We start from the raw sequence: 23,052 nt of genomic DNA on the forward strand, positions 1-23,052 counted from the left end.
GATGCAGTCACGTCGCGACCGTGTCATGGCGCACACGTTCACCGTGGGACGCCTGGGCACGGCGATGCTGGAGGCCGACCCCGACGCGGTCGACGCTCCCATGCGCCGCACCCGGACAGGCACCTACGTCGGCATCGCCATCGCCGCGCTGGTGTGCGTCGGCTTCCTCGTCTTCGGCCTGATCTTCCCCGGAGGCGCCAGTACCTGGCGCCAGGAGGGCCGGTTGGTCATCGACAAGGAGAGCGGCGCCTCCTACCTGTACTCCGACGGCACGCTGCGACCCGTCGCCAACTACGCCTCCGCCCGCCTGATCCAGGGCCCGGACGCGAACGTCTCGCTGGTGTCCGCGCGCTCCCTCGAGGGCGTGCCCGTGGGAGGGCCGGTCGGCATTCCCGGGGCTCCCGACGCACTGCCCGGCGCCGAGGCGCTCGCCTCCGCGGTCTGGCGCCTGTGCGCGCTGCCCGCGCAGGCAGACGAACGGCCCCGGACCGCACTGACCATCGGCACGGCACCCGAACCCTCGCCCCCGGACGACGGCGAGGCGGTCCTGGTCGCGGGCCCCGACGGCGACCGCCACCTGCTCTGGCGGGGTACCCGGCTGCGGCTGGACGAGGACGGCGGGGCCGTCCAGGCGCTCGGCTACGGAACCAGCCCCGCCTACGAGGTCGCGGGCGCGTTCCTGGACGCCGTACCCACCGCGCCCGACCTCACCGCCCAGGAGGTGCCGCAGGCCGGAGCGGACGGCCCCTCGCTGGCGGGCGCCCCGCGCCGGGTCGGCCAGGTGTTCGCGGTGTCCACCCCCGACCGCCCGGACCAGCACTACCTGCTGACCCCGGACGGCCTGGCCCCCCTGACCCTCACCCAGGCCCTGCTCCTGCTCGCCGACCCCGGCCACGGCGAGGCCGCCTACCCCGACACCGCTCCGGAGCCGATCGCGATCCCCGCCGGGGAGGCGCACGACCACCTGGTGGCGGGCGGCGAGGCGGCCCCGGACGGGAACGCACGCACGCCCGACGCCCCGCCCGAGCTCCGGCCGGCCGGCGGCGAGGTCCCCTGCCTGCGGCTCGGCGACGGCGGTGACCTGTCCCTGACCATGGACGATCCCGGATCCGTCCAGGCCCTGCCCGTCCAGGAGGTCCCCGCCATCGCCCCCGGCTGCCCGACGCCCGACCTGATCGGCATCCCCTCCGGAGGCGGGTCCGTGGTGCGGGCCCGGCCGGTCGACGGCGCCACGAACACCCCCACCCACTACCTCGTCACCGACGCCGCCGCCAAGTTCCCCGTGGCGGACACCGACGTCCTGGACGGGCTCGGCCTGACCGCCGGAGCGGCGGCGGAGGTGCCCACACCGCTGCTCCGTCTGATGCCCACCGGGCCGGTCCTGCACCCCGAGGCCGCCGCCCGTCCCCTCACACCCTCCGCACGGGCCGAGACCGCGGAGTGCCCCTGACCACCACGTGAATCCAACGCCGGGCCGCCCGCCGCCGAAGCGGTCGGCCGCGCCACACCGAGGAGCGAAGGAAGCAGCCCATGCCGGATCCCAGGACACGCAACACAGACGAGGCCAACCGACTCGCCAAGGAGGCGATGGACGAGGCCCACACCACCTGCAACAACGTCTACACCCAGGTCGACGGCACCCGTGACGTCCTGCGCTCCTCCTGGCACGGCGCCGCGGCCAACAAGTACAGCGAGGCCCTGGTCGGGTGGCTGGAGGAGCTGCGGCTCATCACCAACGACATGAACCGGATGATCGGCACGTTCGGAGGCACCGTGAACGCGATGCACGCGACCGAGGACGCCAACCTCCTGGAGGGCTCCCGGTGGATGGCCGACCTCAACCCGAACCAGACCAGCGCGAACTGAGACCCGGCGGCGGCCCGCGGGCCGCCGGCCCGGGCCGACCACACCAGCCGACTCCCACGGAAGGGGAAGCCCCATGGACGGATTCGACGTCAGCTACGGGTACGTCGACGAGGCGACGCAGGCCCTGCGGCGCCAGACCGACACCGTCGCGCGTGCCATCGAGAACCTGGACGCCCAGATGCAGCCCGTCAAGGCCGACCTCGAAGGCGCCACGGCCGACAACTACGACGCCAAGGTCCGCAGCTGGCGGATGAACGTCGAGGACATGCGCACCCTGCTGGGCAAGGCCGAGTTCGCGCTGAACACCATCCGCAACAACTACTCCGGCACCGACAGCCGCGAGGCGATGGAGTGGGCGTCGCTGATGTAGCCGCGCCCGCCGCACCCCGTGGCGACGAGCCCCGGGGCGGGCGGTCCCCCTCCGCCCGCCCCGGCCCCGCACGACGCGGTCGCCGCCCGAATCCCGCCTCCCTGTGTCCCGTGACACCGAACGAGCCCGCTGACAGCACGCGCCCGAGGAGCCCCCGTGTCCGAGCCGTCCGAACCCCTGGACTTCCGCGCCGCCCTCCTGGGCTCCGTGCCGCCTCAGGAGGAGGACGCGGCCGTCGTGCGGGACGCCGTCCTGTACACCTCCGGGGAGGAGCAGCCCGCGCAGGCGGAGGAGGAGGCCTTCCGCCTGGCCGCTCAGGGACGGCCCGAGGGCACGGCGCCGCACGGTGGGGGCGGACCGCTCACCATCGACCCGGCGACGGGCCTGATCAGCATCCTCAACGGTTCGCGCCACGGCTCGGTCACGGTCGATCCGCGAACGGAACACGTGGTCATCGACCCGGCGGGGACCGAGGTCGACGTGGACGAGGGCACCGGCCGGATCACCCTCCGGACCGGGGGTTCGGACGTGCCCACCGAGTCGTCCGCGGTCCTGGAGCGCGACGCCCCGGCGGAGCCGCCCGTGGTGGCCGAGCGCGTCCGCGTCCAGACGCCCGCCGAAGGCGACGTCTCCTCCCCTCCGGACGGTTCCGGGGACACGGTGTTCGCCCGCCTCAACGAGGACGCACGGGTTCGCACCGAGGCGTCGGTCCCGGCGGAGCACCTGGCCGCCCTGCGGCCCACCGTCCCGGCCGAACCGGCGGTGGCGCGAAGCGAGTCGCCCATGGCGGCCGGCACCGAGTCGGAGGGCGACGGCCGGACCGAGGGGGACGATCGGAACGGCGAGGACAGCGAGAGCGACGGCTCCGCCACGGTCACGATCGATCCGGAGACCGGATCCATCACCGTCCTCACCCAGACCCCGGACGAGGAGTCCGACGACACCCCGGAGGTCGAGGAGTCGCCCGAGGAGGGCACGGAGAGCGAAGGATCCGCGGAGATCACCGTGGACCCCGAGACCGGCGTCATCACCATCGAGGCCGGCGACCTGCGGATCGAGATCGACCCGCAGACCGACACGATCACCGTCGACCCCGGGGACGGCGTGGTCGGGATCGACCCCGAGACCGGGGTCATCACGATCGAGGAGCCCGTCGGCGACCCGACCGGCGACGAGAGCGACCCGGCGCACGCCGGTGACGGGACACCCGGCGGGGAGAGCCCCTCCGACGGGGACAGGGACCGCCCGGGCGAAGACGACCGGTCCGCGAACCACCCCGACGGGCGTCCCGAGCCCTGGAGCCCCGGCTCGTCCGACCCCACCGGGCGCCAGCCCGCCCAGACCCCGGCACCGTTCCAGCCAGGCCAGCCGCTCACGCCCGTGCAGCCCTCCCAGCCCGCCACGGGACACGAGGCGGTGAAGTCCACCGAGGAGGATCCGGCCAGCGGCTCCGGGGACGACGCTCTGCCGGGCTCGGACATCTCCCTCGCCCCCGTCGAGTCGGTCCCCGTCACCGAGGGGCCGGTGGGCAGCGGTCCCAGGAACGAACCGGCCCCCGAACCCGCCTCCACCCCCACTCCGGTCGAATCGGTTCCCGTCACCGCGGGGCCGGTCTCGTCCGGTGGCGGGGGAACCGGCGAGGAGCCGGTAGCGCACGAATCGGGGGGCGGCGACCGAACCGGGGAGCGGACGGAGGTGCCGCACTTCGCGGCCACGACCGACGGCCCCGACGACCCACTCGTCGGCGGGGCTCTGGAGGACGATCAGCAGTTCCACCGCCTTGAACCCACGACGCTCAACCCGTCCGGGGTCACGACCGGACCGTGGCCCGCGCAGGGGGCCGGGAACCCGCCCGTGCAGTCCGACGGCTCGGGGGAGGAGGACGAAGGCGAGGGAAACGGCGGTGGGGACGAGGAGAACGAGGAGGAGCCCGGGAACGGAGGCGACGAGGAAGCGGAGGAGGGCGAAGGCGAGAACGAGGGCAGCGGAGACCCGGAAGGCGACGGCGAGGACAGCGGCAACACCGAAGGCGACGACGGGGCTCCGGGCGACGGGGAAGGCGGAGGCGAGGGCACGGAGGACGACGAGGGAGGCAACGGGGGCGGAAACGGAGACGGGACCGGCGGCGGAGGCGACGACGTCACCGCGATCGACTTCGAGCGGGTCAAGCAGTTCCACAAGGACTTCCTCCTGCCCCTCCAGGAGAGGGTGAGCCAAGAGGTCACCCGTTTCTCCGCCTACGCGGGGGAACCCGAAGGCCACTTCATCCTCATCGGGAACGGCGCCCACCTGCCCATCTCCGACACCCTGGCCACCGAGATCGACACGTCCCTGACCACACTGCACGGGATCATGGCGGACCTGGAGTCGGAACTCATCGTGGTCTCCGACCGGCTGCACGAGAACCTCAACGTGTTCATCAACCTCGAGGACGACCAGGACCTCACCGCACAGGAGCTGCTGTCGATCCTCGGCGAACCCTCGGTGTCTGCGGGCTCCGGAGGCGGGGGCAGCGGAAACCCGTACGGGGGACCCGTTCCGGACGAGGACGAGGACACAGGCGAAGACGGGGACGAGGACTGACCGGGCCGCGTCCGGGCCGCGAGTGCACGTTGACCGACACAGAGGAGGAGTGACAAGCCAGTGCCGGAGTTCCACGAGATCATGAACATCTTCGCCGATGCCGAGGGGTCGGAGGGAGCCCACCCTCCCATGCCGTCGGTGGACACGATCCTGGACCCGCCCTGGCTCGACCTCGGCCGATACCACTTCTGGCAGGACGACCACTTCATCAAGGGCTTCGACTTCAAGGACGTCGACCGGTGGTGGCGCTACTACGACGGGGGCACGTCGTACTCGGGGGGCTACTACGGGTCGTACGGGTCCTACGGTGGGTGGGACTACGCGGGCTACAAGATGCAGGACCAGCTCTGGACCGGCGACGACTCCCCCGAGGCCAAGTTCCAGAAAGCCCTCAAGAGCCTGACCGACGTGGCGGCGATGGCGTCGGGAGCCAACGCGTCGACGACCTACGACCAGTCCACGATCTGGGACGTCTCCGTGAATGCCGCGTCCCTGGACGACTTCCTCCAGGACTACGTCGGCGACAAGGACGCCGGCCTGCTCAAGGCCTACGCCGGGATCGACGTCCCGGACAGCGCGATGCGCGGATCGGCCGCCGGGGTCTTCGCCGCACGCATCTACGACCTGGCCCAGCGCCTGGCGGACCTGAGCGTGCAGCTCGACCGGTTCCACAACGGGGTCAACGACCTGCGGGGGCCGCTCCTGTCCCATATCAACGCGTTGGTCACGGCGGTCAACCAGGCCTGGCAGAGCCCCAACGCCACGATCAAGCAGACGATCGACAACTGGTACTTCAACCTGGCCGCCGGTTCGGAGGAGTGGAACTCCGATCGCGGACAGTTCTCCATCCTCTACCACGCTGACCCGCCGGTGCGCGGAATCGTCGGCGACTCGATCACCGACAACAACATCAACGCCGAGCTGAAACTGCGTTGGAAGAACGCCTACGACCCGGTGTTCACCGCGGCGAGCGACCTGTACACGACCATGTCGAGCCACTACCAGAGCACCGCGACGAGGCTGCTGCCGATCCGCGAACCAGTGGGGGGTCTGCCCCCGGGCTTCGACCCGCCCGCGGGCCCCGGCGACAACGGGGGACCGACCGGCGGCGACGCGGACAACGACGGCGTCCCCGACTGGCTGGAGGACCTCTACGAGGACGAGGGCCCCGGCGGTGGAGGCGACGGCGAGGTCCCCGACTGGTTGAAGGACCTCTACGGCGACGACGGCCCAGGAGGCGGCGGACCCGAGGGCGGCCCCGGCCCCGGACCCGAAGGCGGGACCGACAGCGACGGTGACGGAACCCCCGACTGGATGGAGGAGCCGTTCGGCGGCGGGGACGGTCCCGGGGGTGGGAACGAGGAGTACGTACCTCCCCCGCTGAACACCAACTTCGAGACGGGCGGCGGCAACGACAACCTGTTCGGCGACGGCCCACCGGGTACGGAGGGCTCCGGCCCGCCGCTGAACACCAACTTCGGCGCCGGGGGCGACGGACTCGGGAATCCCTTCGGCGACGGTACGGGCGACGGCCCCGGATTCGGCCCGCCGAACGGGCAGGGCGCCCCCGTCCCTCCCCCGTCGGATACCGATTTCGGTACCGGCGGCGACGGACAGGGGAACGGGTTCGTACCTCCTCCCCTGCTGAACGGGCCGGGTGCGGGAACGGGGTCCGACGGCGGCTCCCGTCAGCGACCGTCGGGGCAGGGGACGAACTTCCCGGGGTCCAGCGGCCTGGACCTCGATCCGGCCACGGGGCTGCCCATCGACCCGGACACGGGTCAGCCCTTCCCCGTCGACCCCGACACCGGACTCCCCTACAACCCCGACACCGGGCTGCCCATCAACTACGACCCCGACACCGGCCAGGCCCTGCCCATCGACCCCGTCACCGGAGAACCCGTCCCACCCGGCCAGGAGGCCACCCGGCTGGAGACCGACCCGGCCACGGGGCTACCGATCGACCCCGAGACGGGTCAGCCCTTCCCCGTCGACCCCGACACCGGACTCCCCTACAACCCCGACACCGGGCTGCCCATCAACTACGACCCCGACACCGGCCAGGCCCTGCCCATCGACCCCGTCACCGGAGAACCCGTCCCACCCGGCCAGGAGGCCACCCGGCTGGAATCCGACCCGGCCACGGGGCTGCCCATCAACCCGGACACGGGTCAGCCCTTCCCCGTCGACCCCGACACCGGACTCCCCTACAACCCCGACACCGGGCTGCCCATCAACTACGACCCCGACACCGGCCAGGCCCTGCCCATCGACCCCGTCACCGGAGAACCCGTCCCACCCGGCCAGGAGGCCACCCGGCTGGAATCCGACCCGGCCACGGGGCTGCCCATCAACCCGGACACGGGTCAGCCCTTCCCCGTCGACCCCGACACCGGACTCCCCTACAGCCCCGACACCGGCCTACCGATCAACTACGACCCCGACACCGGCCAGGCCCTGCCCATCGACCCCGTCACCGGCCAAGCCCTCACCCCGCAGGACTTCACCGACCTCCCGGGTACCGGCAGCGGTGGCCCGACCGATCCGGGCCTGTCCACCGACTACCCCTCGGGTGACGGGTCCTCCGTCCCGCTCAACCCGATCACGGGGGAGCCCTATCCCGTCGAACCGGACCTCGGCCTGAACTTCCCGATCGACCCCGTCACGGGTGAACCGATCACCGGGGGGTTCGACGGCGGTCCGGGCACCGACGGGCCCGCCTACGAGATCCCGCCGTTGCAGAGTCCCGATCCCGTCGGTCTCAACTACGGCGGCTCCGGCCCGGACGGCGGCCTCGGGACGAACGGCCCGGGAGGCGGGGACCCCCGGACGACCGACCGCTCCTCACTCTTCGATGCCCCGGCGGGCGGTCCCCAGGCGCAGGCGGGGGCAGGGCCCGGCGGTACCGCGGGCCTGGGCCCCGTCGGGTCAGCGGGCACAGGACCGGCCGTGACCGGCGGCGGACCCGCGGGCGCGGCCGGATCCGCCGCCCAGACCGGCATGCCGCCGATGATGCCGCCGATGATGGGCGGCGGCATGGGAGGGGCGGGCGGCCAGGGCGGCGACCGGGAACGCCAGCGCTCGACGTGGCTCTCCGAGGACGAACGCGTCTGGGGGACGACCGGCAACGACAAGCAGTCAGTACTCGGACGGCCCGTGCCAGGCGGGCCGAAGAAGGGAGCCGTGCGCCATGACCTCATGGATGCCGGAGGAGACGGAACAGGAGTTGGCACGTCTTCACAGGACGCTGGCGGAGGTCGATCGCGCAAGCGAAAGCCTGGAGTCGGCAACCGAGGAGGCCGTGGCAAAGAACAGGCTGGTGGGAGCGAAGGTGAACGGGAAGGGGGAACTCGTTGAGCTGAAGTTCTACAACCAGAACTACCGGGAGATGGCCCCCGCCGAACTCGCGGACGCGGTTCTGGACGTGATCACGCGCGCCCGGAAGAAGATGTCCGACCGCGTCGCCGAGCTGTACAAGCCCTTCATGCCGGAGGGTCTGGACGCGAACGAGGCGATGAACGGCCGGTTCGACACCCGCGCCATGTTCGAGCGCATGGGCGTGCCCCTCCCCCCGGAATGACCGGACCGATCCCTCCCCCACCCCTTCGGTTGAAAGGCGCCAGCACCCGTGCCGAACGACAACGACCATCTTTCCGCCTCACCCGAGGGTGTGGCCCACAGAAGCGCCAACGTCCACGAGGCCGCCGAGTTCACCAGCAGGCTCAAACAGGACTTCGTGGCGGCGAGGGAACCCCTGGGCACGCCCTGGGGCGACAAGACCCTCAAGGGCGACGACTTCGCGAAGGACTACGACAAGGTCTTCGTCCCCATGGAGCAGAACTTCGCCCTCTATCTGGACGCTCTGGTCAAGGCGACCCGGGACACCGCCGACAACCTCCTCGCAACGGCAAGGAACCTCGGCGGGACCGAGGACGTGAACGAGGAGATCGCCACCGTGGGCGACCCGGACTCCCAGAGCGGCCCGCAGGGGCGCAGATGAGACCCCGCATCGCCGCCGCGCCGGTGCGGCCACGCCGAAAGGATCCCCGATGAGCGACGCTGCCCAGGGACGCGACGGGACCGCCGTGCCCGGCCCCGTGTCGGCCGCCGACTTCCAGGCGGCCCTGTCCGGCACGGCAGGAACCGGTGCCCCTGACGCGGCCCCTGCCGCGGCGCGGCCCGGCGCTCAGGCCGCTTCCCCGGCCGCATCCGCTGTGCCCGATGCCCTCCCGGAGCCGCCGGACCGTCCTCCGCACCGGGCCGCGCTGCACTCCCTGGTCACCGAGGGGACGACCGCGGAGGCCGCCGCGGCCGAACCCGCGCTGGACCGGCCGGGCAAGCCCGCCCTGGCCGGTGCGGCCATCGCCGGGCTTCTGCTCGTGGTCGCCCCCTTCGCCTTCGTGGCCGGGACCCAGGAACTGACCCTGCAGTCCGTCCCGATCTCGGCCGGGGGGCTGACCGGCCAGAACGCGGCCGATGGCGCGGTCTCCGGCACGGCTGAGGCGTCGGCGGACGGCTCCGCGGCCGAAAGCGCGGGTGCGGGCTCGTCCGGGTCGGGCACCACCGACGCGGGCGCGGGCCCCGGCACCGGGACGACCGGTGGCCAGGGCGGTGAGGAGACGGGCTACATACCCGAGGCACTCCCCCGCGAGGCCGACGCCGCCGCGCCGCCCGCGGCCGACGACGGCCGGGCCGACACCGGGGCCGGCACCGACACGTCCGAAGCCCACGGCGACTCGGCCGGACCGGACCGTTCCGGCCGACCCGAGGAGACCGGAGCCGGTGCGGGAGCGGACGCGGGGCGCGACGCGGGAGGCCGGACCGACGCGGACGCCGGCGGCGAAGGCCCGACCGACGCGGATTCGGGTGCGGACGCGGGCACTGGTGCCGAGACGGACACGGGGACGGACACCGACGCGGAGGCGGGCACAGGGACCGGCGCGGACGCGGAGACGGACGCGGCCACCGCGGAGGATCCCGGCACCGTCCCGGAGGCCGGGAACGGATCCGGTACCGGATCGGACGGACAGGCGGACCAGCCCCCTCCTACGGAACAGGGCACCGCAACGGGCGACCGGCAGAGCGGGCAGGACGGCCCACCGTCCGGGGAGTCCCCCGGCGGCCCCACCGGTCAGGAGGGCACGGTCTCCGAGGGCGCCGGCCCCGGCGCCGGGGCCGACACGGGCGGCGGTTCCATCCTGGAGGACGCCACCGCCGCCGCGGGCGGAACCGCCCGCGCGCCGTTCTCCGCGCTCGCCGGCCCCGGCTGCCTGGCGTCCACCGGAGCCTCCTACGACCGCGTCAACCGCTGGGACAGCGCCCAGGGGACCGCGAGCTGGGCCACCCGCCTTGGCGGCTACGCCCTGGAGGGGTGCGACGGCGGCTACGAGGCGATCCCGGTCTCCGGTAGCCCTGACCACGGCGACGGGCAGTACGCGTTCTGGTCGTTCTCGCCCGGCTACCCGGACGCGCGCTGCGAGATCTACGTCCACGTGCCCGACGACGAGAGCCCGCTCTGGGTCACCGGGACCGAGGCCGTCTACCAGATCTTCTCCGGTTCCAGCCCCGAGGGCGACGCGATCGCCGTGTTCGGGGTGACCCAGGCGGACGTGCGCGGCGCCTGGGTCCAGGTCACCGGTTTCACCTCGCCGACGGAGGAGTTCACCGTCCAGCTCACCAACGTCGGCACGGACCCGCTCGCCGACCAGGACCACACCAGTGCCCACGTCGCCGCCTCGGCCGTGCGCACGACCTGCTCCTGACCGCACCGACACCGGGTCGGGCCGCCGCCGCGGTCCGACCCGCCCCACCAGGCCGCCACCCGGGGGCCGGTATCCGAGAAGAGGAAGTCACCGATGGCCAGGCAACTGCTCACCGTCGCACCGGAGGGACCGGACGCGCACAGGACGATCACCGACGCGGTCAAGGCGGCCCGGGGCGGAGCCCTCATCAGCATCGCGCCGGGGCGGTACGCGGAGAGCCTCATCCTGCTCAAGGTGGTCACCCTGGTGGCCCGCGACGGCCGCGGCAGCGTGGAGATCAGCTCGGACGCCAAGAGCGCGGTCGTCTCCGGTGCTGAGGCGGTGAAGCTCTCCGGCCTCATCCTGCGGGGCAGGGACAAGGACCACCCCGCCGTCGACATCCCGGCCGGACAGGTGGAGATGGCCGACTGCGAGGTCGACGGCAACGCCTGGACGGCGGTGTCGGTGCGCAACACCGGCGCGCTCGCGATGCGCGGGAGCCGGGTGACGTGCACTGCGGGGGCGGGCGTGGTGGTCACCTCCCCCGAGTCGAGCGTGATCGAGGACTGCGTGGTCGAGGACGTGGGCACGAGCGCGCTGGTCATCGGCGAACGGGGCCGCCCGACCGTCCGCTCCTGTGTGCTGCGGGGCACCGGCGGCAACGGGGTCTTCGCCAGCGGCCAGGCGGCCGGGGTGGTCGAGGGCTGCGAGGTCACTGACACCGCCAAGCCCGCGATCGCCCTGGAGGAGGACGCGGCCACGAGTGTGCGGGGCACCCGGGTGCACCGGACCGGAGGTGACGGGCTGACCGTCTCCAGCCGTGCCCGACCCGTGGTCGAGGACTGCGTCATCGAGGACGTGGGCGGGCGGGGCGTGGCCGTGCAGAGCGGCTCCGACCCGCAGTTGTCCCGCGTCACGGTGGCCCGTTCGGCTGGGGCGGGCATCGACCTGTCCGGCCGGGCGCGGGGCCGGTTCGCCGAGTGCGAGGTCACCGACGCCGGGGGCGAGTCGGTGCGGGCCGTCGAGCGGGCGGCCACCACGTTCGTCGGCCTCACCGTGCGGGGCGGCGGCGGGGTGCGGCTCGGCGACGGGAGCACGGTCGAGTTCGACCGGGGACTGCTCACGGGCAGCACGGGGCCCGGGGTGGTCATCGAGGACTGCGCGCCCTTCCTGCGCGGAGTCGCCGTCACCGACACCCGCGGCCAGGGCGTGGAGTTCCTGGGCGAGGGCCACGGGCGCCTCGACGACGTGACCCTGGAGCGGACCGGCAAGGCCGCGGTCTCGGTCACGGGGAGCTCGCGCCCGCTGCTGAGCGGGCTGCAGATCAGCGAGAGCCGCGACACCGGTCTCACCGTGGGCACGGGCGCCCGGGCCGAGCTGCGCGACTGCGACGTCTCGGCGTGCACGGGCGACGGGATCTCGGTGCAGAACGGGGGCGCGCTGTCGGTGCTGCGCTCCCGGGTCTACGACGGCCGGCGCAACGGCGTGCTCGTCGCCTCGGGAGCGACCGCGGTGCTGCGCCGGTGCGAGGTCTTCGGCAACAAGGGCGACGGCGTTCTGGTGCACTCCCGCGAGGACGTCCTGCTCGAGGACTGCTCGGTGCGCGACAACACACGCTCGGGCCTGCGTCAGACCGTGCCGAGCGAGCGGGTCCGGGCCCAGGAGCTGCTGAGCCACGGCAACGGCGCTCCCGACGCCTTCGGAGAGCAGGCGGGGGCGGCCCTGCCCGCTCCGGAGTCGCGGGCCGCCGCGGACCCGGAGGCCGAGGAGGCCGTGGAATCCGGCGGTCCGCTGGCCGAACTGGACGCGCTCGTGGGTCTGGGCAACGTCAAACACGAGGTCAAGACGCTCATCAAGCGCAACCAGATGGCCAAGCGGCGGGCCGAGATGGGCCTGCCCACACCGCCGATGAGCCGCCACCTGGTCTTCGGCGGCGCGCCCGGCACGGGCAAGACCACTGTGGCGCGGCTGTACGGACAGATCCTGGCCGAACTCGACGTGCTGCGGTACGGGCACGTGGTCGAGGTGGCCCGTGCCGACCTGGTGTCGCAGTACGTCGGCGGCACGGCCATCAAGACCACCGAGGTGTTCGAGCGGGCCAAGGGCGGCGTGCTGTTCGTCGACGAGGCCTACACCCTCTCCGGCGGCAAGGAGGGCGGCGGAAGCGGCCCCGACTTCGGCCGGGAGGCCATCGACACGCTGGTCAAGCTGATGGAGGACCACCGCGACGAGGTCGTGGTCATCGTCGCCGGCTACACCGCCGACATGGAGGGCTTCCTGTCGGCCAACCCGGGTCTGGCCTCCCGGTTCAGCAAGACGATCGAGTTCGAGAACTACGCGGTGGACGAGCTCGTGGAGATCGTGCGCCGGATGTGCGAGGCGCACAGCTACCTGATGGACGAGTCCACGACGGGGGTGCTGCGGGCCCACTTCGACCAGGTACCCAAGGGTCCGGCCTTCGGCAACGGCCGCGAGGCGCGCAGGGTCTTCGAGACGATGATCGACCGGCAGGCCTACCGGCTGGGCGGGGACGCCCCGGACGACCCGGCCGAGATGGCGCGGCTGCTGCCGGTCGACCTCGGTCCGGAGATCGAGGCGGCGGCGGAGCCCTCCACCTCGGCCGACGACGTGGCGGCGCTGCGCGCGGAGCTGGACGCGATGATCGGCCTGAGCGAGGTCAAGGACACGGTGAACGACCTGGCCAACCTGCTGGTGATGTCCGAGCAGCGCCGGAGCATGGGTCTGCCCGTGGCCCCGATGAGCCACCACCTGGTGTTCGCGGGTCCTCCCGGCACGGGTAAGACGACCGTGGCGCGGCTGTACGGGCGGCTCCTGCACACGCTGGGCGTGCTGCCCGGCGGACAGGTCGTGGAGACGGCCCGCTCCGACCTCGTGGGGCGCTACGTCGGCCACACCGCGCAGATGACGGCGGAGGTGTTCGAGCGGGCCAAGGGCGGCGTGCTGTTCGTCGACGAGGCCTACGCCCTCTCGCCCCGGGGCGCCGGCGGGTCGGACTTCGGCCAGGAGGCGATCGACACGCTGGTCAAGCTGATGGAGGACCACCGCGAGGAGGTCGTGGTCATCGTCGCCGGCTACACGCGGGAGATGCAGCGCTTCCTGGACTCCAACCCGGGCCTGGCCTCCCGGTTCAACCACCGGGTGGAGTTCCCCGACTACTCCGACGCCGAACTGGTCACGATCGTGGAGCGAATGGCGGCGGACTCGGGCTACGCGTGCGGGCGGGACACGCTCACCGCGCTCGCCGAGCACTTCGCGGGGGTGACGCGCGACGCGAACTTCGGCAACGCCCGCTACGCGCGCCAGGTGCTGGAGCGGATGATCACGCGCCAGGCCGGCCGGCTGGTGGGTGCCGGGGCGGGGGCCACGCGCGAGGACTTCACGGCGCTCCGGCCGGAGGACGTCCCGGCCCTGTGACCGGCCCGGGCAGGGGGAGCACCGGGGCGGCCGTGCCCGGACGGGCACCGGGTACGGCCGCCGCCCGCGACGACCGGCCGGGCGTGGGTCAGCCCGCGATGGCGAAGGGCCCGACCGAGGGCACGGGCACCTTGCTGGCGGCCTCGCGCACGGCGGTGAGCAGCGGTTCGGGGCTGGCTCCGGCCCGGCACAGGGACACGATGTGGCGGCGCGCGGTCTCGCGGACTCCCCGCACCACGATCTGCGGCGTGTTCAGCCCGGTCCAGGCGAGCCGGGGCATGAGCGCCACGCCCAGTCCCGCCTGGACGAGGGCGAAGACGGCGCTGAAGTCGTCCACGGTGTGGACCACGCGCGGCTGGAATCCGGCCTGGTTGCACGCGGCGGTCACGCAGGAGTGCCAGGCGGTGCCGGGGGCGGACATGATCCAGTCCTGGTCGGCCAGGTCCGCGGCCAGGTCGAGGGAGGTGTGCGCGGCCAGCGGGTGCTGGTAGGGCAGGATCGCGTCGAAGAGTTCGACCATCACCGGGTCGGTGCGAAAGTCCGGGTCGCCGTGCGCGGGCAGGTCGGCGGTGGACATGGTCAGGGCGACGTCCAGGCGGCCCGAGCGCACCATCTCGGTGCTCTCCTCGGGCTCGGCCTGTACGACCTCGAAGGACCATCCGGGGTGGCTGGAGCGCAGCCGCGCCAGGGCGGGCGCGATCAGGTCGCTGATGCCGGTGGAGAAGGAGCCGACGCGGATGACGCCGCGGTCGCCGCCTGCGTACTCGGCGAGCTCGGCGGTGGCGCGCTCCATCTCCGCGAAGATGACGTGCGCCCGCTGCAGCAGGACCCGGGCGGCCCCGGTGAGCAGGAAGCGGCGGCCCTTGCGCTCCACGAGGGGGACCCCGGCCTCCTTGGCCAGGACGGAGAGCTGCTGGGAGACTGCCGAGGGTGTGACGTTGAGCGCCTCCGCCGTGGCCGCCACCGTGTGGTGGTGGTCGAGTGCCTGCAGGAGCTGCAACCGCCGAACGTCGATCATGTCCACCAATTTATGGCAGAACGCCCATGTTTCTTGGGTGTTTCAGCCTGATCGACCGAGTTCGTGGCGTGATTCCGTGCACATCGTCCAACACGGCCGGCCAGCACCCCGCGGCCCCGCCACCACAGGAAAGAATCAACGAAATTCTCCGAAGAGGATCTCGGCCATCTCTTTCGTCGTGTCGTGCATGTTCTGGGCCGTACCGGAACGTACAGTCGGAATCACAGCTCAACCACTGGTCCGAGCTCATCGGACTCCTGGGGGTGATGACCCCATGCTGGCGGAACGGGTGAGAAGAAAATGCAAACTTCGCTGATGACCAAACCGCGACCGTCTGACGTCGGCGTTCTTGGCTTTCGCTACCTGGGCGCGCACGAGGTAGACGAGCTGGCCGACCTGTGGGGCGCCCTCCACGAGCAGCACACCGTGACCGCCCCCCACCTCGCGGACATCATCAGCGCCGTCAGCCTGGACGAGTCCTGGCGGCGCCGCCGGGCCCAGTACATGGCCTGGCTGGCCGACCCCGACACCATGGCCGTCCTCGCCGAGAAGGAGGGCGACCTGGCCGGGTACGCGATGGTGACCGTCCGCGAGAACGCCCAGGGCAGCTGGGACCGCGGTGACCGCGTCGCGGTCGTGCAGACCTTCGCGATCGACCCGGAGTACACCGGCACCGGAGTGGGTTCCAAGCTCCTGGAGGAGGTGCGGCGCCAGATCGCCTCGATGGGCATCCGCGACATCGAGTTCTCCGCGCTGGCCACCAGCGCCGAGGACATCCGCTTCCTCGAGCAGGAGGGCTTCCGGCCCTTCGTGACCACCATGGTCTGCCGCGTGGACGGGTTCGGCGCGCAGGACTGACGCTCCCGCGCACATCCCCCCGGCGCCCCCGCACCGTTCGGTGCGGGGGCGCCCGCGTGTGCGGTACCGGTCCCGCGGTGACCCGCCGAGCGCCTCCCGGAGCCCGTGTCCGCGACACCCGCCCTGGCGCGCGACGCGCGGCCTCCACCGGACACGCCCCCGCAGCGGCGAACCGCTACGCTCGCCCCGTGGCCACCTCCGACTCCAGCACCTGTACCTTCCCCGGCTGCGACCGGCCGGTCCCGCGCGGCACCTCCCCCGGACGCCCGCCCCAGTACTGCGACCTGCCAGAGCACACGCGCTGGCGCGCCTGGAAGGAGCGCCAGCGCCAGGCCCAGGAGGCCGAACGCCTCGAGGGGGAGTCGCGGGCGGCCCAGGAGGACGCGGACACCGCCGCCCCCGGCACCGCGCCCGCGGCCGAACCCGTCACGGCCGCCCGGCTGCGCGCCGACGACCTCCTCACCAGGTTCGCGGTACAGAGCGAACAGCTCAGCGCCACCCTGCGAGCCGCCACCGAGGCCTTCACCACCATGACCGACCCGGCGGCCGCCGAGGCGCAGGTCGAGGCCGCACGGCTGTCCGGGGCACGGCGCGCCGCCGAGGCCGACGCGGCCCGTCTGGAGGCCGAGAACCGCCGCCGTGAGGCCGAGGCCGCCCGACGCGCCGCCGAGAGCGCCGCCGCCTCCGCCGTCGCCGCCACGCAGGCGGCCGAGCGGATGGCCGAGGAGGCCGTGGAGCGCCGGGACGCCGCCGAGGCCGAGCGCGACCGCCGGGAGGCCGAGGCCGAGCGGGCCCAGGCCGAGCGCGACGCCGCCGTCGCCGAGGCCCACGCCGGGCTGGCCGCCGCCGACCGCCGCGTCTCCGAGACCGAGGACCGTGCGCGCGCCGACCGCGAACGCGACCGGGCCGAGGCCGCGCGACGGCTCCAGCACGCCAGGGCCGAGGCCGAGCAGCTGCGTGCGGAGACCGAGGAGCTGCGCGCCCTGGCCGAGCGGGTGCGCGCCGAGGCCGCCGCGACCGCCCGGGCCCGCGACGAGGCCGTCCTGTCCGCCGAGCGGGAGGCGGCCCGGGCCGACCGCGCCGAGGCGCGGGCGGGCGAGGCACTGGACACACTCACCGCCGAGCGGGAGCGCTTCGCCGCCGAGGCCGAACGCGCCCGGCAGCATCTGGAGTCCGACCGCGAGGCCGCCGCGGCCGAACGCGAGCGACTCACCGCCGAGCTCGCGCGCTCGGTCGCCGACCGCGAGCGCCTGACCAGCGAACTCGATGCCCAGCGCCGACACGCCGAGACCACGCTGGCCGAAGCGCGTGAGGCCGCCGCCGCCCGGCTGGCGGTGGCCGAGCAGGCACGGATCCGGGCCGAGGAGCGGGCCGAGCGCGCCGAGTCCGACCGCGGCGCCACCCCCTCCCCCGCCGCCGAGACGACGTAGCACCCGCCCCCTGGTCCCCTACCTCCCCGTTCGTCCAGGTCTAGGATGGTGAGCGTGCGAGATCTGGGAACCACTGGTGAGACCGGCCCGATGAGGATGGGCGGCTCCGCCGACGAAGGACCCGAGCGCGTACAGGTGGCTCAGCGGCCCCAGCCCCGGGTCGACCTCAAGGCGGTCTTCGGGTTGGAGTCCGGCCAGTGGGCGTGGACCACGGCCGTCCAGGCCAGCATCGCGATGGCGCTGTCGTTCGGCCTGGCGGCCTGGCTGTTCACCCCGCAACTGGGCACGCTGGCAGCACTGGGCTCCATGACCGTGCTCTACGAGAAGAAGACGCCCTACGCCTACCGCTCCGCCGCCCTGGCCCTGGTCGGCCTCGGCTTCGTGGCGAGCGTGGCCTTCGGCTCGCTGGCCTCGTCGCTGTCGGTGTGGGCCTCGGTCGTCTCCATCGGCCTCACCGCGGGCGTGGCCACCTGGGTCTGCGCCGCCTGGCGCGTGGACAAGCCGGGCCCGCTCTTCTTCGTCCTGGTGGGCGCGATCTCCACCATCGCCCCGGGCGGATGGGCCGACGTCCCCCTGCACGCCGCCCTGGCCGCGCTCGGCGCGGCCGTGGGCTGGTCGGTGTCGATGTCCGGAGCACCCGTGCGGGCCCGCCACCCCGAGTACCGGGCCGTGTCGGGAGCCTTCAAGCAACTGGCCGCGCTGCTGCGGGCGGTGGGACGCCCCGAACTGGACCACGCCCAGCACCAGGCGTCGGTGGCGGTCGCCGAGGCCTGGCGCATCGTCCTGCTGGCCCAGACGCGCGGCTACCGCGCCACGCCCGAGGCCGCCCGGCTGCGCGCGCTACTGCGCTGGGTGTCCGACATCCACCTGGCCACGACCCAGGTGTGCCTGGCCCGGCCCACGCCCCTGCCCGAGGCCGCCGCCGACTTCGCCGACCGGATGGCCCTGGCGGTCCCCGTCCCCGACCGCGCGCCCGAACCGGACGAGCTCGACGAACTCCGCCGGGGCCTGCGCCCGCGCTCGCTGGAGTCGCGCCTGTACGGGCTCCTGGCCCGGGCCGCCCACGCGGCCCGCCGCACGGGAGAGAACGCCGACGACGAGCGCGCCGACACCCTGCACGACACCCGGTACCCGGCCCTGTGGGACGCGCTGCGCTTCAGCATGAGCGGGGAGTCGCTCGTGCGGCCGACCGCGCTGCGGATGTGGATCACCGTGACGGCCGCGGGAGCGTTCGGGCTGTGGCTGGGGCTGGACCACTACTACTGGGTGGCGATCACCGCTACCGCCGTGCTGCAGGGCGGGACCGTGGTCCTGGCCCTGAACCGTTCACTCCAGCGCTCCCTGGGCACCCTCATCGGTGTCCTGGGCGGTGCCTTCCTGCTCACCCTCGGCCTCCCCCTGAGCGGTGTGGTGCTCCTGGCCGGGCTGTTCATGGGGCTCACCCAGCTCGTGGTGGGACGCAACTTCTTCTACGCCTCCATCCTCATCACCCCGATGGCGCTGCTGCTGTCCTACACCGCCGCACCCCAGGCGCTGCAGGAACTGGCCGGGGCGCGGATCATCGACACCCTGGTGGGATCGGCCTTCGGCCTGGCCGGCGCCCTGCTGCTGTGGCGCAAGGCCTCGGCCACGCGGCTGCCGCAGGCGATCGTCGCGGTGCTGGAGACCGCGCGCGAGTGCATGGTGGCCGTCCTGGACCAGGAGGTGAGCATCGGCCCCGAGCGCCGCTACCGGTTGCGCCGGGACATGCGGGCCGCCCTGGTGAACCTGCGCGGGGTGTACGAGAGCGCGCTGGGGGACGTGCCCCGGAGCTCCTCGACCCAGCCACTGTGGCCGGTGGTGGTGGCCACACAGCGCACGGGCTACCTGGCGCTGTCGGCCCTGGCCCTGGACCGGCCCGCGGAGGTCGGCACGATCACCCTGCAGCGGGTCGACCTGGCCCTGCGGGAACTGGCCGCCTCGATGGAGGAGCGGCGCACCCCGCGCCTGGGCGCGCTGCCCCGGCTGACCGCCTACCCGCGGATCAACATGGAGCTGCACGCCCTGTCCAACGCGATGACCAGCGCGGTCGCCCAGGACGAGCGCTCCGCGCGGCTGGAGGCCGAGCGCCGGGCCCAGCGTGAGCGGCGGCGGGCCCAGGGCGACGTCGACGCCGACCTCTGACCGCGCCCCTCCCCGAAGGGGGCCTCCCGGAGGGCTCTCCTCCCCCGACAGGCCCGCGGGGATGCGGCTCAGGCCACCTGACCGCCCCGGGGTCCAGGGGCGTCCCGGCCCCGGCCGACACTGGGCCGGAGACGGGGCCGGAGACGGAATCCGCGGTGCCCTCGAAGCCCGCGCGGTCAGTCGACCACGGCGAAGGCCCGCACCGGGAAGGCCGCCATGCCGCGGATCTTGGCCGGAACCGCGAAGAACCGGAAGCCGTCCTCGGGCAGCTGGTCGAGCAGGCACAGGTGCGAGACGACCGGGATGCCCGCCGTCAGGAGCACGGCCAGCGCGGGGCGCGCGCCCTCGGCCGACGGCGAGGTGTCGTCCACCCCCACCCCATCGATGCCCACGAGCACCGCTCCGCTCTCGACCAGCGTCTTGGCCGCGAGTTCGGTCAGGTGCGGGTGGTCATCGCCGCCGTAGGCGTCGGTCCGCCAGTTGCGGTCCCACCCCGTGCGGATCAGGACCGCGCGACCGCGCAGGTCGAGGCCGGCGAAGACCTCGGGGCCGATCTGCCGGGAGGAGGTGGCGGCGACCACGGTCCCGGGCAGGTCGGCGACGCGTTCCAGGTCCAGGTCGGCCGGGTCCGCGCCGTCCCGGTATCGGTGCGCGGGCATGTCCACGTAGGTGCCGGTGGCTCCGACCATCTCGACCCGGCCGCTGCTCGCACCGAGGCCCGGTGCGGCGCCGGGCACAGTCGAACCCTCTTCGATCGCCGGTTCGGGGATGCCCGGGTACGTGATCATCCCATCGCTGACTTGGTGGCTGACGTCGACGAGTTTGCCCATGGCTGACGTTCTTCCTCGCTTCGGAGCGCGTGATGAGGACCTCTGACCCGCGCCAAAGGTCTAGACCAGAAGACTATCGCGTGTGGCCCACGTCACGGCAGTGTTCCGGCGAAGGAGATCCGCCGGACCTCGACCCGGCCACCCGCGCCCCGGCCCCGATAAGCTCGGTGTCGACGGACCACGGATGAGCCCCGGGAGTCCGCATCACCCACGGACCACCCGAGAAGAAGGGGCGAAGCATCGTGACACTGTACGGAGCAGCCAAGGTCGTGGTCGCGCCGGCGAGCCGCCTGGTCTGGCCCCAGCGGGTCGAGGGCGCGCACCACGTCCCGCTCCGGGGGCCGGTCATCCTGGCCGCCAACCACCTGGCGCTGATCGACCCGCTCTTCATCGGCGTCGCCTGCCCCCGCCAGGTCCGCTTCATCGCCAAGCAGGAGCTGTTCGACGAGGCGACGCTGCCCAAACGGGCCCTGACCGCCCTCCTGCGCTCCTTCGGCCAGCTGGCCGTGGACCGCCGACCCGGCCAGAGCGCACAGGAGGCGATGGACAACAGCCTGGCGGTCCTCGACAGCGGAGAGGTCTTCGGGATCTTCCCGGAGGGCACGCGCTCGCCCGACGGCCGCCTGTACCGGGGCCAGACCGGACTGGCGTGGCTGGCGCTGACCTCGGGCGCCCCGGTGGTGCCGGTGGCGCTGGCCGGGACCGAGCGGATCCTTCCCCCCGGGCGCCGGGTCCCCTCGCTCAACCGCGTGGGCGTGCGCTTCGGCGAACCCGTGGACCTGTCGCCCTGGAAGGGCCTGGCGCACAAGGCGCGTCCCCGCCGCGAGGCCACCGACGCCGTCATGTCGGCGATCGCCGAGCTCTCCGGCCAGGAGCAGGTCCCCCGCTTCGCGGCCTCGGTCAAGGCCGAGTTGGAGCAGGGCTAGCGTCCGCCACGGGGCGGACGGCCCCGCGATGACGGTGACTTTCCCCACAGCGAACTCGGGCCTGAATCGTCCGTGACAGAGCGTTGACCCCTGCGTGAGGGTCCGCGCAGGGCCTCTCAGGGCAGCCGGACCACCGGCGCCACCTGGGAAACCGCCGCGGACGCCGACCGCGGCCCCGATCCGTCCCCCTGGGGTCGGCCCCGGGATTGCCTACCATTATAGTAGGTTTTCCCGGTGGCAGCACCGGATAGATTAGGCAAGCCTTACCAATGGCGTCCGACTCTGGCGCGAAGACTTGGAGCTGTGCGATGACGCGACCACTGCGAGTGGGAATCGTGGGTGCGGGCCCCGCGGGAATCTACGCCGCGGACCTGCTCACCAAGGACGAGACCCTGTCCGCGTGCGGCACGTCCGTCAGCATCGACATCCTCGACAAGCTGCCCGCCCCCTACGGTCTGGTCCGCTACGGCGTGGCCCCGGACCACCCGCGGATCAAGCAGATCCAGGGAGCCCTCCACAAGATCCTGGACAAGCCGGAGATCACCTTCTACGGCAACGTCGAGTACGGCGTGGACCTCAAGCTGGAGGACCTGCGCCGCCACTACGACGCCGTCATCTTCGCCACCGGCAGCGACCGCGACCGGCCGCTGGACATCCCCGGTGTCGACCTGCACGGCAGCCACGGCGCCGCCGACTTCGTCTTCTGGTACGACTCCCACCCCGACGTCTCGCCGTCCTGGCACGTCGAGGGCACCAGCGTCGCCGTCATCGGCGCGGGCAACGTCGCCGTCGACGTCGCGCGCATCCTGGCCAAGGACGCCGACGACCTCCTGCAGACCGACATCACCGACAACGTCTACGAGGCCCTGCGCGCCAAGCAGATCACCGACGTCCACGTGTTCGCCCGGCGCGGCATCGCCCAGTGCAAGGCCACCCCGATGGAGCTGCGCGAGCTGGACAAGCAGCCCGGCGTCGAGGTCATCGTCTATCCCGAGGACTTCGAGATGGACGAGGGCAGCCTCCAGGCCTGCGATGAGTCCAACCAGGTCAAGACCAACGTCAAGGTCCTGCAGAACTGGGCCATCCGCGACCCGCGGGGCGCCGAGCGCCGTCTGCACCTGCACTTCCTGCACAGCCCCGTGGAGATCCTCGGCGAGGACCGCGTCACCGGGCTGCGCACCGAGCGCATGGAGCTGGCCGGGGACGGGTCCGTCCGCGGCACCGGCGAGTACATTGACCACGAGGTCCAGGCCGTCTACCGCGCCATCGGCTACCTGGGCTCGCCCCTGGCCGACCTGCCCTTCGACGAGGAGCGCGGGGTCGTCCCCAACTCCGAGGGCCGGGTCCTGGACCTGGACGAGGAACCGGTCGACGGCGTCTACGCGACCGGGTGGATCAAGCGCGGCCCCGTGGGCCTCATCGGCCACACCAAGGGCGATGCCCTGGAGACCGTCACCAACCTGGTGGCCGACCGCGAGTCCTTCACTCCCGCGGCCGAGCCCGACCCCGTCGCCTTCCGGTCCCTGCTCTCCGAGCGGGGCGTGGGCTACACGACCTGGGAGGGATGGCAGCGGATCGAGGCCAAGGAGGAGGAGCTCGGCGCCGAGCGCGGCCGCAAGCGCCTGAAACTGCGCAGCCGCGAAGAACAGACCAGCATCGCACGCCAGGACTAGTCCGGCGCGCGTGCTTCCCGGCCGGTCCCGCGCCCCTCTGCGGGACCGGCCTTCGCGTGTTCCCCGACGGGCGCGCGAATCCACCGTGAGATTGCGCATGCGACTTACCTCCCGGCACCGGAACAACGGCCCGGCCGAATGAGTTAGAGTCACTGTTGG

Annotated in this window: 16 protein-coding genes; 14 read left to right on the top strand and 2 right to left on the bottom strand. The window is 73.0% G+C overall.

The genetic code is table 11. The features are described 5' to 3' along the window. Nucleotide 1: 1 nt before the first annotated feature. The 9 genes from eccB (at nucleotide 2) to M1P99_RS26495 (ending at nucleotide 13,995) form a co-directional block, all read left to right on the top strand. Nucleotides 2–1,450, top strand: a complete 1,449-nt coding sequence (gene eccB, locus M1P99_RS26455) for a type VII secretion protein EccB (RefSeq protein ID WP_304455302.1) — start codon at nucleotides 2–4, stop codon at nucleotides 1,448–1,450. Nucleotides 1,451–1,530: 80 nt separating this feature from the next. Continuing rightward, a complete protein-coding gene (locus M1P99_RS26460; RefSeq protein WP_304455303.1) occupies nucleotides 1,531–1,866 on the top strand; it encodes a WXG100 family type VII secretion target in 336 nt (111 codons plus the stop codon). Nucleotides 1,867–1,939: 73 nt separating this feature from the next. Beyond that, on the top strand, nucleotides 1,940–2,236 hold the full coding sequence (locus tag M1P99_RS26465) for a WXG100 family type VII secretion target (RefSeq protein ID WP_304455304.1): 297 nt from the start codon (nucleotides 1,940–1,942) through the stop codon (nucleotides 2,234–2,236). Nucleotides 2,237–2,392: 156 nt separating this feature from the next. After that, nucleotides 2,393–4,819, top strand: a complete 2,427-nt coding sequence (locus M1P99_RS26470) for a hypothetical protein (RefSeq protein WP_304455305.1) — start codon at nucleotides 2,393–2,395, stop codon at nucleotides 4,817–4,819. 60 nt (nucleotides 4,820–4,879) lie between these two features. Continuing rightward, complete coding sequence (locus M1P99_RS26475; protein ID WP_304455306.1) at nucleotides 4,880–8,176, top strand: hypothetical protein; 3,297 nt, start codon at nucleotides 4,880–4,882, stop codon at nucleotides 8,174–8,176. Next, nucleotides 8,121–8,399, top strand: coding sequence for a YbaB/EbfC family nucleoid-associated protein (locus M1P99_RS26480; RefSeq protein WP_304455307.1), 279 nt, complete (start codon nucleotides 8,121–8,123; stop codon nucleotides 8,397–8,399). The genes M1P99_RS26475 and M1P99_RS26480 overlap by 56 nt, the downstream gene beginning before the upstream one ends. A gap of 48 nt (nucleotides 8,400–8,447) precedes the next feature. Continuing rightward, nucleotides 8,448–8,819 (top strand): hypothetical protein, encoded by a 372-nt coding sequence (locus tag M1P99_RS26485; protein ID WP_304455308.1) that lies wholly within the window; start codon nucleotides 8,448–8,450, stop codon nucleotides 8,817–8,819. A 49-nt stretch (nucleotides 8,820–8,868) separates the two neighbouring features. Continuing rightward, complete coding sequence (locus M1P99_RS26490; protein ID WP_304455309.1) at nucleotides 8,869–10,581, top strand: hypothetical protein; 1,713 nt, start codon at nucleotides 8,869–8,871, stop codon at nucleotides 10,579–10,581. Nucleotides 10,582–10,674: 93 nt separating this feature from the next. Then, nucleotides 10,675–13,995 (top strand): right-handed parallel beta-helix repeat-containing protein, encoded by a 3,321-nt coding sequence (locus M1P99_RS26495; RefSeq protein ID WP_304455310.1) that lies wholly within the window; start codon nucleotides 10,675–10,677, stop codon nucleotides 13,993–13,995. Between the two features lie 88 nt (nucleotides 13,996–14,083). On the opposite strand, the gene M1P99_RS26500 is transcribed toward M1P99_RS26495, so the two are convergent. Then, nucleotides 14,084–15,013, bottom strand: coding sequence for a LysR family transcriptional regulator (locus M1P99_RS26500; protein WP_304455311.1), 930 nt, complete (start codon nucleotides 15,011–15,013; stop codon nucleotides 14,084–14,086). Nucleotides 15,014–15,328: 315 nt separating this feature from the next. Between M1P99_RS26500 and M1P99_RS26505 the strand changes: the two genes are divergently transcribed. From M1P99_RS26505 to M1P99_RS26515, 3 genes are all read left to right on the top strand, one after another. Next, nucleotides 15,329–15,871: a GNAT family N-acetyltransferase gene (locus tag M1P99_RS26505; RefSeq protein ID WP_304455312.1), complete on the top strand. Its 543-nt coding sequence runs from the start codon at nucleotides 15,329–15,331 to the stop codon at nucleotides 15,869–15,871. Nucleotides 15,872–16,059: 188 nt separating this feature from the next. Beyond that, nucleotides 16,060–17,301 (top strand): hypothetical protein, encoded by a 1,242-nt coding sequence (locus M1P99_RS26510; protein WP_304455313.1) that lies wholly within the window; start codon nucleotides 16,060–16,062, stop codon nucleotides 17,299–17,301. A gap of 90 nt (nucleotides 17,302–17,391) precedes the next feature. Beyond that, nucleotides 17,392–19,464 carry an FUSC family protein gene (locus tag M1P99_RS26515; RefSeq protein WP_304455836.1) on the top strand — a complete coding sequence of 691 codons (2,073 nt, stop codon included), beginning with the start codon at nucleotides 17,392–17,394 and terminating at the stop codon, nucleotides 19,462–19,464. A 176-nt stretch (nucleotides 19,465–19,640) separates the two neighbouring features. Here M1P99_RS26515 and M1P99_RS26520 read toward each other — a convergent pair whose 3' ends face one another. Further along, nucleotides 19,641–20,294 carry a cyclase family protein gene (locus tag M1P99_RS26520; RefSeq protein ID WP_304455314.1) on the bottom strand — a complete coding sequence of 218 codons (654 nt, stop codon included), beginning with the start codon at nucleotides 20,292–20,294 and terminating at the stop codon, nucleotides 19,641–19,643. A gap of 242 nt (nucleotides 20,295–20,536) precedes the next feature. Between M1P99_RS26520 and M1P99_RS26525 the strand changes: the two genes are divergently transcribed. Further along, on the top strand, nucleotides 20,537–21,220 hold the full coding sequence (locus tag M1P99_RS26525) for a 1-acyl-sn-glycerol-3-phosphate acyltransferase (RefSeq protein ID WP_304455315.1): 684 nt from the start codon (nucleotides 20,537–20,539) through the stop codon (nucleotides 21,218–21,220). A gap of 326 nt (nucleotides 21,221–21,546) precedes the next feature. Then, a complete protein-coding gene (locus tag M1P99_RS26530) occupies nucleotides 21,547–22,893 on the top strand; it encodes an FAD-dependent oxidoreductase (RefSeq protein WP_304455837.1) in 1,347 nt (448 codons plus the stop codon). Nucleotides 22,894–23,052 lie beyond the last annotated feature (159 nt).

Source organism: Nocardiopsis sp. YSL2 (assembly GCF_030555055.1).
GTDB lineage: Bacteria > Actinomycetota > Actinomycetes > Streptosporangiales > Streptosporangiaceae > Nocardiopsis.